This window comes from Pseudonocardia petroleophila, from assembly GCF_014235185.1.
Lineage (GTDB): Bacteria > Actinomycetota > Actinomycetes > Mycobacteriales > Pseudonocardiaceae > Pseudonocardia > Pseudonocardia petroleophila.
In genome coordinates this window covers 2,889,879-2,902,999 of the sequence record NZ_CP060131.1, presented here as the reverse complement: position 1 = coordinate 2,902,999, position 13,121 = coordinate 2,889,879, and the positions used below count along the sequence as shown (strand labels likewise).

The window sequence follows — 13,121 nt, the reverse complement described above, 5'->3', positions numbered from 1 at the left end:
GTCAGCTCCCGACCGCCACCGGTCGCGCCGTGCGGCTCCGCGTCACCGGGATCGCCGCCGCGACCACCACCGCCCCTGCGACGGCCACCCACCCCAGACCCGCGGCCTCGTACAGGGGTCCGGCGAGCAGCCCGGCCACCGCGGCCCCGCCGTAGGTGGCCGCGGAGTTGAGCGCCAGCACCGCGCCGCGGGCGTCGGGGGCGGCCGCGGAGAGCCGGCTGACCAGCAGCGTCAGCGCGACGTGGTTGACCAGGCCCCACGCCACGGCCGCGGCGAGCAGGGCCGGGAGCAGGCCGACGGTCGCCGCGAGCAGGAGGTAGACCCCGGCCAGCGCCGCGAGGACGGGGGCGAGCCCGACGCGGCCTGCGTACCGGTCGGTCGCCGCGCCGAGCCCGAACCCGACGCCGTAGCAGAGCGCGAGCAGCCCCGCCCCGGCCGCGCCACCGCCGTGCAGCAGCCGGATCTCCGCCCCCGCGAACCCGAACACGGCGTAGAACGCGCTCATGAACGCCAGCGTGCCGAGCAGCAGCCGCGCGACACCGGGGAGCCGCAGGGCCGTGGCGAGCCGGGGTCGCGGGGCCGAGGGGACGGCCGGGGAGGGCAGGGTCCGGTAGAGCACCACCTGCGCCCCGGCCAGCACCGCGAGCGCCCCGAGCACCCCGCGCCAGCCGACGAGGTCGGCCAGCAGCGTCGACACCGGGACCCCCGCGACGAGCGCGACCGACCAGCCCGTCAGCACCCGTCCGGTCGCGCGCGCCTCGGTGCCGGGGGCGGCGAGCTCCGCCGCGAACGCGTAGGTCGCGGGCAGGACGACCCCCGCACCCGCCCCGGCCAGCACCTGTGCGGCGGCGAGCACCTCCCAGTTCGGGGCGAGCGCGGAGACCGCCGCGCTCACCGCGAGCGCGGCGGCCCCGGCCGTCAGCGCGCCCGCCCGCGGCACGCGGTCCAGCCGCGGGCCGAGCAGCAGGGCCGCCAGCACGACGCCGACCCCGTACGCGGCGAGCGCCCGCCCGATCTCCGCCGGGGTGGCGTGCAGCGCGGTCGCGAGGTCGGGCAGCAGCGGGGCGAGCAGGAACGACTGCGCCCCGACCGCGACGACCCCCGCGGTGAGGACGGTGAAGTGGCGGGTCATGCACCGAAGATGCTTCGGTCGGAGCGGCCGATCCAGCGTTCGGCGTTCATCGTGAAGACTCTTCGGCCGAACCCCTGTCAGGATGGGGGCATGGACCCGATGGACCGGAGGATCGTCGGCCTCCTCCTCGACGACGCCGACCGCACCTACGCGCAGCTCGGCAGGGAGGTGTCGCTCTCCCCCGCCGCGGTGCACGAGCGGGTGCGCCGGCTCCGGGCGTCCGGGGTGATCCGCCGGACGACGGTGGAGGTCGATCCCGACGCGCTCGGCGTCGACGTCCTCGCCTTCGTCCTGCTCGACACGGAGGGCTGGGCCCGCGACCACGTCTTCGCCGCCGCGCGGGACGACCCGCGCGTCGAGGAGGCGCACTCCGTCGCGGGCAACAGCAACTTCCTGCTCAAGGTGCGCGCGTCGGGCCCCGAGGGGCTGGAGGACGTGCTGCGGATGCTCTACCAGGTGCAGGGCGTGGTCCGGACGCGCACGATCACCGTGCTGCGCCGCGGTTTCGAGCGCGGCGTCAGCCTGTCGTGAGCGGGCTGCGCAGCGCGGCGTAGGCCAGGGAGTCGACCAGCGCGAGCCAGGACGCCTCGACGACGTTGCCGTGCACGCCGACCGTCGTCCACTCCCCCGCCTTGTCCGACGACTCGATCAGCACCCGCGTCACCGCCCCGGTGCCGTGACCAGGCCCGTCGCGCCCGAGGATGCGGACCTTGTAGTCGGTGAGCTCGACGTCGGCGAGCCACGGGCAGGACGGGGCGAGCGCGCCGCGCAGGGCGGCGTCGAGGGCGTTGACGGGGCCGTTGCCCTCGCGGGTCGCGATGATCCGCTCCCCGTCGACGACGATCTTGACCGTCGCCTCGGCCACGACCTCGCCGTCGGCGCGCTGCTCGGTGATGACGCGGTAGGACTCGCACGCGAACGGTGTGGGGTCCGAGTCGCCGCGGGCGGTGCGCATGAGCAGTTCGAGCGAGGCGTCGGCGGCCTCGAACGACCAGCCCTGCGCCTCGCGCGCCTTCACCGTCGCCACGACCGACGACACGGCGTCGGGGTGGCCGGCCAGGTCGACGCCGAGCTCGGTGCTCTTGAGCTCGACGCTGGCCCGGCCGGCCATCTCGGTGACGAGGATCCGCTGCCCGTTGCCGACGTCCACGGGGTTCATGTGGTTGTACAGCTCCGGGTCCACCTTGATCGCACTCGCGTGCAGGCCCGCCTTGTGGGCGAACGCTGACGTCCCGACGTAGGCCTGGTGGGTGTCGGGAGCGATGTTGGCGATCTCCGCCAACGCGTGCGAGGTGCGGGTCATCTCCGCCAGGGCCCCGTCCGGTAGGACGGGCATCCCCAGCTTGGTCACCAGGTTCCCGACGACGGCGAACAGGTCGGCGTTGCCGGCCCGTTCCCCGTAGCCGTTCGCCGTGCACTGGACGTGCGTGGCGCCGGCCTGCACCGCGGCCACCGAGTTGGCGACCGCGCAGCCGGTGTCGTCCTGGCAGTGGATCCCGAGGCGGAAGCCCGTGCGGGCCGCCACCTCGGTCACCACCTCGGCGATGCCCAGGGGGAGCATGCCGCCGTTCGTGTCGCACAGGACCGCGACGTCGGCGCCCGCTCCGGCGGCCGCGTCGAGCACGCGGAGCGCGGAGTCGGGGTCGAACGCGTAGCCGTCGAAGAAGTGCTCGGCGTCGACGAACACGCGCCGGCCCTCGCCGACGAGGAACGCCACGGTGTCGGCGACCATCGCGCAGTTCTCCGCCGCGTCGGTGCGCAGGGCGCGCTCGACGTGGCGGCGGTCGGACTTCGCGACCAGCGTGACGACCGGTGCCGCGCTGTCGAGCAGCGCGCGGACCTGCGGGTCCTGCGCCGCCGTCGTGCCGGGCCGGCGGGTGGCCCCGAAGGCGACCAGCGCGGCGTGGCGCAGGTCGAGCTCCCCCGCCGCGGCCCGGGCGAAGAACTCGGTGTCCTTCGGCATCGCCCCCGGCCAGCCGCCCTCCACGAAGCCGACGCCGAGCGCGTCGAGGTGGCGGGCCACCGCGAGCTTGTCGGCCACCGAGTACGAGACGCCCTCGCGCTGCGCACCGTCGCGCAGCGTCGTGTCGTAGACGTGGAAGGCGTCGCCGAGCGGGGTGGCGGCGGGGGCGGTGCGGGACATCTCGATCTCCTCATCGGCAACAAAAAAGACCCCTCGCGGATGCGAGAGGTCTGCGCGGCGGCCTGGTGGAGCTAGCCGTCGCGCCTGCCGATAATGATCGCGGTGTGGAACACGTCGGCGAGCATGGCACGGGCGCGCCCGACCTGTCACACCGCTGTCCCACATCGCGGGACGACGGTAGGCACCCCCGCCGACGATCCACCAGGGTGTTGACACCGACCTGCGTGCACCGCCGCACGTGGTCTCGTCAGCGAAAGGCGCCGCCTTGTACCAGCTCACCGCCCTCTACAACCACCCCGAGGACCCGGCCGCGTTCGACAAGCACTACACCGAGGTGCACGCGGAGATCGCCAAGAAGATCCCCGGCCTGCTCCGCTACACGATCAGCCACCCCGGGCCCGACCCCGAGGGCAACAAGCCCCCGTACTACCTGGTCGCGGTGCTCGACTTCGCCGACGAGGCCTCCTTCGGGGCCGGCATGGGCGGGGAGCACGGGCAGGCGGCGGTGGCCGACCTCCCCAACTTCGCCGGTGCGGGCGTGTCGCTGCTGACGGGCCCGGCGAACGAGGCCTGACCTCCGCTCCTGCTCCACCCTGCTCCTGCTCCTGCTCCTGTTCCACCCCGCTCCGCCCTTGCAGCATGGCCACCTTCACGCCATCTCGTTGCGTGAAGGTGGCCATCCTGCAACCGGTTCTGCCGAACCCGCCACGCAGCCGTGCTCCTGCCGCCAGCATGACGCGATGCCCAGGACCGCCCCCTCGCTCGTCGATCTGCGCGTCGCCTTCCCCGAGGGCGTCGCCTCCGCCCGGCAACTCGTCGCCGCGGGCGTACCCGAGCGCACCGTCTACCACCGGTGCCTCGAGGGCGGGCCGTGGCAGCGGATGCTGCCGGGGATCGTCCACCTGTTCAGCGGCACCCCGACCAGGCGCCAGCACCTCGTGGCCGCCCTGCTGCTCGGCGGCCCCTCGGCCGTGGTGACCGGGATCGAGGCCTGCCGGATGCACGGGCTGCAGCGCGGCCCGGCCCGCCGCAGCGACGCGACGAGCCAGGAGGTGCACGTCCTCGTCCCGCACTCGCGGCAGGTCCGGTCGGTGGGCTTCGTCCACGTCGAGCGGACGACCCACCTCCCGACGCCGGTCCTGCGCGCGGGTCTGCCCCTCGCGCCCGTGGCCCGGGCGTGCGCCGACGCCACCCGCCGGCTGTCCCGCCACGGGGAGATCACCGAGCTGATGTCCGACGCCGTCCAGCGCCGCCTCTGCACCGTCTCCCACCTCGCCCGGGAGGTCTCGACGAGCTCACGCCGGGGTACCGCGCTCCCCAACCGCGTCCTGCGCGACGTCGCGGACGGCGTGCGGTCGGCGGCCGAGGCCGCCGCGATGCGGCTCTGGCGGCGGGCCGGTCTGCCCGAAGCCTGGTGGAACGCCCCCCGTCCGCACCCTCGACGGACGGGCGATCGGCACCGCCGACTGCTGGGTGGACGACGTGGCGATGGTCTGGGAGATCGAGTCCACCGAGTGGCACCTGGATCCGGCCGCGCACGACTACACCGTGCAGCGCGCCGCCCTGTTCACCGCCGCCGGCGCCGTGTACGTGGCGTCGAAGCCGAAGATGATCCTGAGCGATCCGCAGGAGGTGGTGGCGATCCTGCGCGCGGTCCACGCCCGGGCGGCGGCCCGTCCACGCCCTCCGCTCCGTGCCGAACGCCCGTCCTGAACGCCCGCCCGCTGAACGCCCGCCCGTTGTGCAGCATGGCCACCTTCCTGCAGTGCGGCTGCGTGAAGGTGGCCATGCTGCAACGGCGGGGCGGGGCGGGGCGGGGCGGGAGGCGTCAGCTCACACCGGCGTGGCTGCTGACCAGCGCGGCGAGGCGGTCACCGATGCTGCGGGTGTGGCCCGTGGCGGCGTGGTCGCGGGTGGCGAGGTCGAAGGCCACCGCGGCCTCGATGCGTCGGGCCTCCTCGACGTTGCCCAGGTGGTCGAGCAGCAGGGCGACGGAGAGCACCGCGGCGGTGGGGTCGGCGATGCCCTGCCCGGCGATGTCGGGCGCGCTGCCGTGCACCGGCTCGAACATGCTGGGGTTGTTGCGGCTGCCGTCGAGGTTGCCGCTGGCGGCGAGGCCGATGCCGCCGGTGACGGCGGCCGCGAGGTCGGTGAGGATGTCGCCGAACAGGTTGTCGGTGACGATCACGTCGAAGCGGCCGGGGTCGGTGACCATGTGGATCGTGGCGGCGTCGATGTGCAGGTAGGACACCGACACGTCGGGGTGCTCCAGCGACACCTCCTCCACCAGCCGCGACCACAGGCGCCCGGAGTAGGTCAGCACGTTGGTCTTGTGCACCAGCGTGAGGTGCTTGCGCGGGCGGCGCTCGGCCCGGGCGAAGGCGTCGCGGACGACCCGCTCGACGCCGAACGCGGTGTTGACGCTGACCTCGGTGGCGATCTCGTGGGGCGTGTCCTTGCGGAGCAGCCCGCCGGTGCCGACGTAGGGGCCCTCGGTGCCCTCGCGGACGACGACCATGTCGATCTCGGCGTTGCCGGACAGCGGCCCGCGCACACCGGGGTAGAGCCGGGCGGGGCGCAGGTTGACGTGGTGGTCGAGCTCGAAACGCAGGCGCAGCAGCAGCCCGCGCTCGAGGATCCCGCTGGGGACCGACGGGTCGCCGACCGCGCCGAGCAGGATCGCGTCGTGCTGCTGGAGCTCGGTGAGCACCGACTCGGGCAGCAGTTCGCCGGTGGAGTGCCAGCGCGCCGCGCCGAGGTCGTAGGTGGTCGTCTCCGCGCCCGGCGCGACCTCCTCGAGAACCTTCAGCGCCTCCTCGATGACCTCCGGCCCGATGCCGTCGCCGGGAATGACCGCAAGGCGCATGACTGGGGTTTCCTCTCGTGACTGGACCCGCGCGTTCCTCGCACTGCCGACGGGCCGGACCGCACGTTACCGGCCGCGATCGGGCCTCCACGGCGCGCCTCACCCCAACGGGGTCACCCCGCCGGGTGAAACCGCGCCCCAGCGGACCCGGTCGGCCCGCGACACGCCCCCGAGCGGGCCAATGCGGCCTCAGTCGTCGAAGGAGATCAGCCGCGTGATGCGCGCGCCGACCGAGGCGCCGATCGGCTCCAGCACGCCCGGGTCGACGGGCCGGTCGACGCGCAGCAGCATGATCGCGTCGGAGCCGTCGGTGGTCTGGCTGATCTGTGCGGCCTCGATGTTGACCGCGGCCTCGCCCAGCAGCGAGCCGACGCGCCCCATGACGCCGGGCCGGTCGCCGTACTCGAGCAGCAGCACCTCGCCCTCGGCGCGCAGGTCGAAGTGGCGCCCGTTGACCTCGACGAGCTTCTGCACCTGGGAGCGGCCGGTCAGCGTGCCGGAGACGGTGATCGACTCGCCGTCGGGCATCGCGGCGCGCAGCTGCACGACCGAGCGGAAGTTCTCGCTCTCCGGGGCCGTCGTCAGCTCCACGTCGACGCCCCGCTCGGCCGCCAGCGCCGGGGTGTTGACGAACGTGACCTGGTCCTCGACGACGTGCGTGAACACCCCGCGCAACGCGGCGAGCTGCAGCACCGAGACGTCCTCGGAGGCCAGCTCGCCCGAGACGTCGACGGTGATGGTGCTCGGCACGCGACCGGCGACGGCGTAGAGCACGGTGCCCAGCTTCTGCGTCAGCGGCAGCCACGGGCGCACCTCCTCGCCGACGACGCCCCCGATCTGCACGTTGACCGCGTCCGGCACGAACTCCCCGGCCAGTGCGAGCTGCACCGACCGCGCGACGTCGGTGCCCGCGCGGTCCTGCGCCTCGTCCGTGGACGCGCCCAGGTGCGGGGTGACCACGATCTGCGGGATCTCGAACAGCGGGCTCGACGTGGTGGGCTCCTCGACGTAGACGTCGATCCCCGCCCCGCCGACGTGCCCGCTGCGCACGGCCTCGGCGAGCGCGTCCTCGTCGACCAGGCCGCCGCGCGCGGCGTTGACGATGATCACGCCCGGCCTGGTGATCGCGAGCTGGTCCTTGCCGATGAGCCCGAGCGTCTCCGGGGTCTTGGGCAGGTGGATGGAGATCAGCTCGGCGCGCTGCAGGAGCTCGTCGAGTGAGACGAGCTCGATGCCCAGCTGCGCGGCGCGGGCCGGGGCGACGTACGGGTCGTAGGCGATGAGCTCGACGCCGAACGCCGCGAGCCGCTGCGCGACCAGCTGCCCGATCTTGCCGAGGCCGACGATGCCGGCGACCTTGCCGTTGATCTCGGTGCCGGTCAGCGCGCTGCGGGCCCACTTGCCCGCGCGCAGGGACGCGTCGGCCGCGGGGATGTGACGGGCGGCGGCGAGCATGAGCGCGACGGCGTGCTCGGCGGCGGAGACGATGTTGGAGGTCGGCGCGTTCACGACCATCACGCCGCGCGCGGTGGCGGCGGGGACGTCGACGTTGTCGAGGCCGACCCCCGCCCGCGCGACGACCTTGAGCCGCGGGGCCGCGGCGAGCGCCTCGGCGTCGACCTGCGTGGCCGAGCGGACGAGCAGCGCGTCGGCGTCGGCGAGGGCGGCCAGCAGCGCCGGCCGGTCGGTGCCGTCGACGTGGCGGATCTCGACGTCGTCACCCAGCAACGAGACCGCGGACGGCGCGAGCTTCTCGGCGAGCAGGACGACAGGGCGGGTGGCGGCGTTGCTCACGGCGGTTGCAGGGCTCCCGGATCGGCGGCTGGTACCCCCTGATCCTAGGTGCGCGGCCCGACACCGGCTCCGGTGACGTGAGCATCCCGACCGGGGGAACGCGACCGGGCGGACCGAGCGGTCAGCCGCCGGCTCGGCGGTCCAGCCGCCGGCGGACCATCCCCCCGGCCACCGGGACGACCGCCCACACCGCGAAGGCCCAGGTGCCCACGAGCAGGAACACGGGCAGCGAGAGGAGGAACCCGCTCGCGTTGATCAGCGAGCGGACCCAGCCGCGGTGCGTCAGCGAGCGGGGCGCGGCGGCGTCGAACCAGCCGCGCCGGGCCGTCACGGCCACCATCACGGCGAAGGTGATCATCTGCACCCCCTGCGCCAGCGCGTAGGCCCCGAAGCGCACGAGGTCGACGTCGCCCTCGGTGAGCACCCGCGTCAGGAACGGGTTGATCACGACGAGGAACAGCCAGAGCAGGTTCAGCCCGATCACCGGGCTGTCGGCCCGCCGGACCCAGCGGAAGACCCGGTGGTGGGCCGCCCAGTGGTTGGCGATGACGACGAAGCTGATCGCGAAGGCCAGGTACTCGAACCCGCTCGCCTGCACGGAGGCGAGGAACTCGGCCGACGTCTCCCCCTCCGGCACCGGCAGCTCGATGGCGAGCAGCGTGATGGCGATGGCCACCACGGCGTCGGAGAAGAACGTCAACCGCTCCGCGGCCCCGCGGTCGGTCTCGGGGCTCTCGATCTCGGGCACGGGGGGCAGGCTAGACCGCCGCCCCCGGCCCGGCGGCGCCTGGAGCGGGCGGTCGCCGAGGGGCGGCTGACCCTGTCGGAGTTCGAGGAGCGCACGTCGGCGACGCTCGCGTCACGCACCCGCGGCGACCTCGACGACGTCACGACCGATCTGCCTCCGGACCTGTGGTGATGGCCGCGGCCGGGGTCGAGCCGTTGACCTCGGTCCGGGCCGGGGCCGGGTCCACCGCCGCCGTGGCGGGCTCGTCGGCAGCGGGCGTCGCGCCGGCGCCGGCCGGCTTCGCCCCGCCGGAGGCGTTCTCGAAGAACCGCAGCATCTCGATCCGGAACGGCATGACCAGCGTGCTGTTCTTGTCCGAGGCCACGTCGCTGACGGTCTGCAGCAGCCGCAGCCGCAGCGCTCCCGGGATCTCCCCCAACTCGCGGGCGGCGTCGGCGAGCCGGGCCGACCGTGGTCTCCGACAGCGCGGTGCAGGCCTCGCGCCAGGGCGAGTTGGCCCAGATCAGCGCCAGGACCGCGGCGACGACGAGCAGGATGCCGCCGACGGCCTCGGCACGCCGGATCTCGGCGATGCGACGGGCCTCGGGCCACGACCCGCGGGCGAAGAGGGACGGGCGGGCGGCGTCGGGCGGGTGGCGGCATGCGGTGGACGTCCTCGGGGTCGGCGACAGGGACGCCGACCAGACTTCCCGGCACACCAGGAGGGACCGTATCCCGGATCCGACGGGAGCACCGGACGAAACGGGCGATCCCGGCGCCGCCTCGAACGGCAGCAAGGCCACCTTCCCGCCACGAGATGGCGGGAAGGTGGCCTTGCTGCAACGACGGGGACGAGGGGGACGACGGATCAGGTCGCCTTGCTGCCCACCCAGCTCATCAGGCCGCGCAGCTTCTCGCCGACCTCCTCGATCGGGTGCGCCGCACCCTCGGCCTGCAGCTTGGTGAAGTTCGGCCGCCCGGCCTCGTCCTCGGCCACCCACTCGCGGGCGAAGGTGCCGTCCTGGATCTCGCCGAGGATCTTCTTCATCTCCTCCTTGGTCTGCGCGTTGACGACGCGCGGGCCGCGGGTGAGGTCGCCGTACTCGGCGGTGTCGGAGATGGAGAAGCGCTCGTTGGCGATGCCGCCCTCGTACATGAGGTCGACGATCAGCTTGAGCTCGTGCAGGCACTCGAAGTAGGCGATCTCCGGGGCGTAGCCGGCCTCGGTGAGCACCTCGAACCCGGTCTGGACCAGCGCCGCGGCCCCGCCGCAGAGCACGGCCTGCTCGCCGAACAGGTCGGTCTCGGTCTCCTCGGTGAACGTGGTCTCGATGACGCCCGCGCGGGCGCCGCCGATGGCCGCGGCGTAGGACAGCGCCAGCGCCTTCGCTCCGCCGGTGGCGTCCTGCTCCACGGCGATGAGCGCGGGCACGCCCTTGCCGTCGACGAACTGGCGGCGCACGAGGTGGCCGGGGCCCTTCGGGGCGACCATCGCGACGTCGACGTCGGCCGGGGGCTTGATCAGCTCGTAGCGGATGTTGAAGCCGTGGCCGAAGAAGATCGCGTCGCCCGCCTTGAGGTTCGGGGCGATGTCGTCGGTGTAGATGAAGCGCTGCTTCGTGTCCGGCGCCAGGATCATGATCACGTCGGCCCAGGCGGAGACCTCGGCGGGCGTGCCCACCGTCAGGCCCTCGTCGGCGGCCTTCGCGCGGCTCTTGGAGCCCTCGGGCAGGCCGATGCGCACGTCGACGCCGGAGTCGCGCAGCGACAGCGAGTGGGCGTGGCCCTGCGAGCCGTAGCCGATCACGGCGACCTTGCGGCCCTGGATGATCGACAGGTCGGCGTCGGCGTCGTAGTAGATGTTCACGCTCATGACGGTGAAGGGGTTCCTCTCGGTTAACGAACAGCGGTGGCGGTGATCGAGCGCGGCCCGCGGCCGACGGCGATCGTCCCGGACTGCACCATCTCGCGGATGCCGAACGGCTCCAGGTTCTTGAGCAGCGCCGAGATCTTCTCGGCCGTGCCGGTGGCCTCGACGGTCAGGGCCTCCGGCGTGACGTCGACGGCGTGGGCGCGGAACAGGTCGACGATCTCCAGGACCTGGCTCCGCACGGCGGGATCGGCGCGGACCTTGACCAGCAGCAGCTCGCGCTGCACGGACGCGGCCGGCTCCAGCTCCACGATCTTGATGACGTGGACCAGCTTGTTGAGCTGCTTGGTGACCTGCTCGAGCGGCAGGTCGTCGACGGCCACGACGATCGTCATCCGGGACACCCCGGCCTGCTCGGTGGGGCCGACGGCCAGGGACACGATGTTGAAGCCGCGCCGCGAGAACAGCCCGGAGACGCGCGCGAGCACGCCGGGCTTGTCCTCGACGAGGACGGACAGGGTGTGGCGCTCGATCATGACTCGTCCTGGTCGGTCAGCGCGTCGGCGGTGACCGCCGCGATCGTCCCGGTGTCGGCGACGAGCTCGTCGCCGTCGAACAGGGGGCGGATGTTGCGGGCGGCCATGATCTCGTCGTTGCCGGTGCCCGCGGCGACCATCGGCCAGACCTGGGCGTCGGCGCCGACCACGAAGTCGATGACGACCGGCCGGTCGTTGATCGCCATGGCCTCGTTGATCACGCGGTCGACGTCGTCCTTGTGCTCCGCGCGCAGCCCGACGCAGCCCATCGCCTCGGCGAGCAGCTTGAAGTCGGGGATGCGGTGCTTGTGCGTGCCGAGGTCGGTGTTGGAGTAGCGCTCCTTGTAGAACAGGTTCTGCCACTGCCGGACCATGCCGAGGTTGCCGTTGTTGATGATCGCGACCTTGATCGGGATGCCCTCGATCGCGCAGGTGGCGAGCTCCTGGTTGGTCATCTGGAAGCAGCCGTCGCCGTCGATGCACCACACCACGGCCTCGGGCCGGGCCATCTTCGCGCCCATCGCGGCGGGCACGGCGAAGCCCATCGTGCCGAGGCCGCCGGAGTTGAGCCAGGTCCGCGGCTTCTCGTACTTGATGAACTGCGCGGCCCACATCTGGTGCTGGCCGACGCCCGCGGCGTACACCGCGTCGGGGCCGGCGATCTGGCCGATCCGCTCGATGACGTACTCGGGCGAGAGCGAGCCGTCGGCGGGCCAGGTGTAGCCGAGCGGGAAGCGCCCGCGCAGCTCGTCGAGCTGCGCCCACCACTCCGTCAGGTCGGCGGTGCCGCCCGCGCGCTCGGCCGTGACGGCCTCGATGAGGTCGGTGATGACCTCCTTGCAGTCGCCCACGATCGGGACGTCGGCGCGGCGGTTCTTGGAGATCTCCGCCGGGTCGATGTCGGCGTGCACGACCTGCGCGTGCGGCGCGAAGCTCGACAGCACCCCGGTGACCCGGTCGTCGAAGCGCGAGCCGAGCGCGATCAGCAGGTCGGACTTCTGCATCGCGGCGACGGCGGCGACGGTGCCGTGCATGCCCGGCATGCCAACGTGCTGCGGGTGGCTGTCCGGGAACGCCCCGCGGGCCATCAGCGTGGTGACGACCGGGATGCCGGTGAGCTCGGCCAGCTCCTTGAGCTCGTCCCAGGCCCGGGCCTTGAGGACTCCGCCGCCGACGTAGAACACGGGCTGCTTCGCGGCGCAGATCAGCTTCGCGGCCTCGCGGATCTGCTTGCCGTGCGGCCGGGTCGTCGGCCGGTAGCCGGGCAGCTCCATCTCGGCGGGCCAGGTGAACGTCGTCTGCTCCTGCAGGACGTCCTTGGGGATGTCGACGAGGACGGGTCCCGGCCGGCCGGTGCTGGCCAGGTGGAACGCCTCGGTGATCGCCCGGGGGATGTCCTTGGCGTCGTGGACGAGCATGTTGTGCTTGGTCACCGGCATCGTGATGCCGGTGATGTCGGCCTCCTGGAACGCGTCGGTGCCGATCAGCGCCCGGCTCTGCTGCCCGGTGATCGCGACGAGCGGGATCGAGTCCATGTGGGCGTCGGCGATCGGGGTGACGAGGTTCGTCGCGCCCGGGCCGGAGGTGGCCATGCAGACGCCGACCTTGCCCGTGGCCTGCGCGTACCCGGTGGCCGCGTGGCCCCCGCCCTGCTCGTGGCGGACGAGGACGTGGCGGACCCTGGTGGAGTCGAGCAGCGGGTCGTACGCCGGGAGGATCGTGCCGCCCGGGATGCCGAACACCACCTCGCAGCCGATCTCCTCGAGCGAGCGCACGAGGGACTGCGCGCCGGTCATCGGCACCGCGTCGAAGCGCGGGGTCTCGGCCCGGGGACCGGGGACGGCCTGCGGGGCCGGGGACGGTCGGCCGGGCGGCGGCGCCGGTTTCGGTCCGGATCGGGGCGTGGCGGTGGTCATCGGCTGCTCTGCCTCGCTGATGGTGGGAATGGGCATGAAAAAACCCCCGACCGCCGGGTGGGGCGATGCGAGGGTGGCGCGTCGACGTCCGAGAACCCGCTCAGGCGTGGACGCGCCTGCGGAGTACGAGGATCCCG

The 13,121-nt window shown here is 73.3% G+C and carries 13 protein-coding genes and 1 pseudogene; 4 read left to right on the top strand and 10 right to left on the bottom strand.

What is annotated here, in order from left to right:
* Position 1: 1 nt before the first annotated feature.
* Positions 2-1,132 carry an MFS transporter gene (locus tag H6H00_RS14620; RefSeq protein ID WP_185721789.1) on the bottom strand — a complete coding sequence of 377 codons (1,131 nt, stop codon included), beginning with the start codon at positions 1,130-1,132 and terminating at the stop codon, positions 2-4.
* A gap of 90 nt (positions 1,133-1,222) precedes the next feature.
* On the opposite strand from H6H00_RS14620, the gene H6H00_RS14615 reads away from it, so the two are divergent.
* Complete coding sequence (locus H6H00_RS14615) at positions 1,223-1,663, top strand: Lrp/AsnC family transcriptional regulator (RefSeq protein ID WP_185721788.1); 441 nt, start codon at positions 1,223-1,225, stop codon at positions 1,661-1,663.
* On the opposite strand, the gene cimA is transcribed toward H6H00_RS14615, so the two are convergent.
* Complete coding sequence (gene cimA, locus H6H00_RS14610) at positions 1,650-3,275, bottom strand: citramalate synthase (protein WP_185721787.1); 1,626 nt, start codon at positions 3,273-3,275, stop codon at positions 1,650-1,652. The genes H6H00_RS14615 and cimA overlap by 14 nt on opposite strands.
* Positions 3,276-3,540: 265 nt before the next feature.
* Between cimA and H6H00_RS14605 the strand changes: the two genes are divergently transcribed.
* Both H6H00_RS14605 and H6H00_RS14600 read left to right on the top strand, forming a co-directional pair.
* Positions 3,541-3,849, top strand: a complete 309-nt coding sequence (locus H6H00_RS14605) for an EthD family reductase (protein WP_185721786.1) — start codon at positions 3,541-3,543, stop codon at positions 3,847-3,849.
* Between the two features lie 899 nt (positions 3,850-4,748).
* On the top strand, positions 4,749-4,988 hold the full coding sequence (locus tag H6H00_RS14600) for a hypothetical protein (RefSeq protein WP_185721785.1): 240 nt from the start codon (positions 4,749-4,751) through the stop codon (positions 4,986-4,988).
* 115 nt (positions 4,989-5,103) lie between these two features.
* On the opposite strand, the gene H6H00_RS14595 is transcribed toward H6H00_RS14600, so the two are convergent.
* The 3 genes from H6H00_RS14595 to H6H00_RS14585 all read right to left on the bottom strand — a co-directional run bounded on the left by H6H00_RS14595 (position 5,104) and on the right by H6H00_RS14585 (position 8,683).
* Positions 5,104-6,141 carry a 3-isopropylmalate dehydrogenase gene (locus H6H00_RS14595; RefSeq protein WP_185721784.1) on the bottom strand — a complete coding sequence of 346 codons (1,038 nt, stop codon included), beginning with the start codon at positions 6,139-6,141 and terminating at the stop codon, positions 5,104-5,106.
* A 189-nt stretch (positions 6,142-6,330) separates the two neighbouring features.
* On the bottom strand, positions 6,331-7,935 hold the full coding sequence (gene serA / locus H6H00_RS14590; RefSeq protein ID WP_185721783.1) for a phosphoglycerate dehydrogenase: 1,605 nt from the start codon (positions 7,933-7,935) through the stop codon (positions 6,331-6,333).
* A gap of 121 nt (positions 7,936-8,056) precedes the next feature.
* A complete protein-coding gene (locus H6H00_RS14585; RefSeq protein ID WP_185721782.1) occupies positions 8,057-8,683 on the bottom strand; it encodes a TMEM175 family protein in 627 nt (208 codons plus the stop codon).
* Between the two features lie 39 nt (positions 8,684-8,722).
* On the opposite strand from H6H00_RS14585, the gene H6H00_RS32835 reads away from it, so the two are divergent.
* The gene (locus H6H00_RS32835; RefSeq protein ID WP_185722450.1) at positions 8,723-8,854 is read left to right on the top strand and encodes a DUF1707 SHOCT-like domain-containing protein; all 132 of its coding nucleotides are present in this window, start codon (positions 8,723-8,725) and stop codon (positions 8,852-8,854) included.
* Here H6H00_RS32835 and H6H00_RS14575 read toward each other — a convergent pair.
* From H6H00_RS14575 to H6H00_RS14555, 5 genes and pseudogenes are all read right to left on the bottom strand, one after another.
* Complete coding sequence (locus tag H6H00_RS14575; protein ID WP_185722935.1) at positions 8,823-9,101, bottom strand: hypothetical protein; 279 nt, start codon at positions 9,099-9,101, stop codon at positions 8,823-8,825. The genes H6H00_RS32835 and H6H00_RS14575 overlap by 32 nt on opposite strands.
* 79 nt (positions 9,102-9,180) lie before the next feature.
* Positions 9,181-9,381 (bottom strand): annotated as a pseudogene (locus H6H00_RS14570) (hypothetical protein); the annotation flags it as partial.
* A 149-nt stretch (positions 9,382-9,530) separates the two neighbouring features.
* Positions 9,531-10,535, bottom strand: a complete 1,005-nt coding sequence (gene ilvC, locus H6H00_RS14565; RefSeq protein ID WP_185721781.1) for a ketol-acid reductoisomerase — start codon at positions 10,533-10,535, stop codon at positions 9,531-9,533.
* Between the two features lie 23 nt (positions 10,536-10,558).
* Positions 10,559-11,065 carry an acetolactate synthase small subunit gene (gene ilvN / locus H6H00_RS14560; RefSeq protein WP_185722449.1) on the bottom strand — a complete coding sequence of 169 codons (507 nt, stop codon included), beginning with the start codon at positions 11,063-11,065 and terminating at the stop codon, positions 10,559-10,561.
* Positions 11,065-12,984, bottom strand: a complete 1,920-nt coding sequence (locus tag H6H00_RS14555; protein WP_185722448.1) for an acetolactate synthase large subunit — start codon at positions 12,982-12,984, stop codon at positions 11,065-11,067. The genes ilvN and H6H00_RS14555 overlap by 1 nt, the downstream gene beginning before the upstream one ends.
* Between the last annotated feature and the right edge of the window lie 137 nt (positions 12,985-13,121).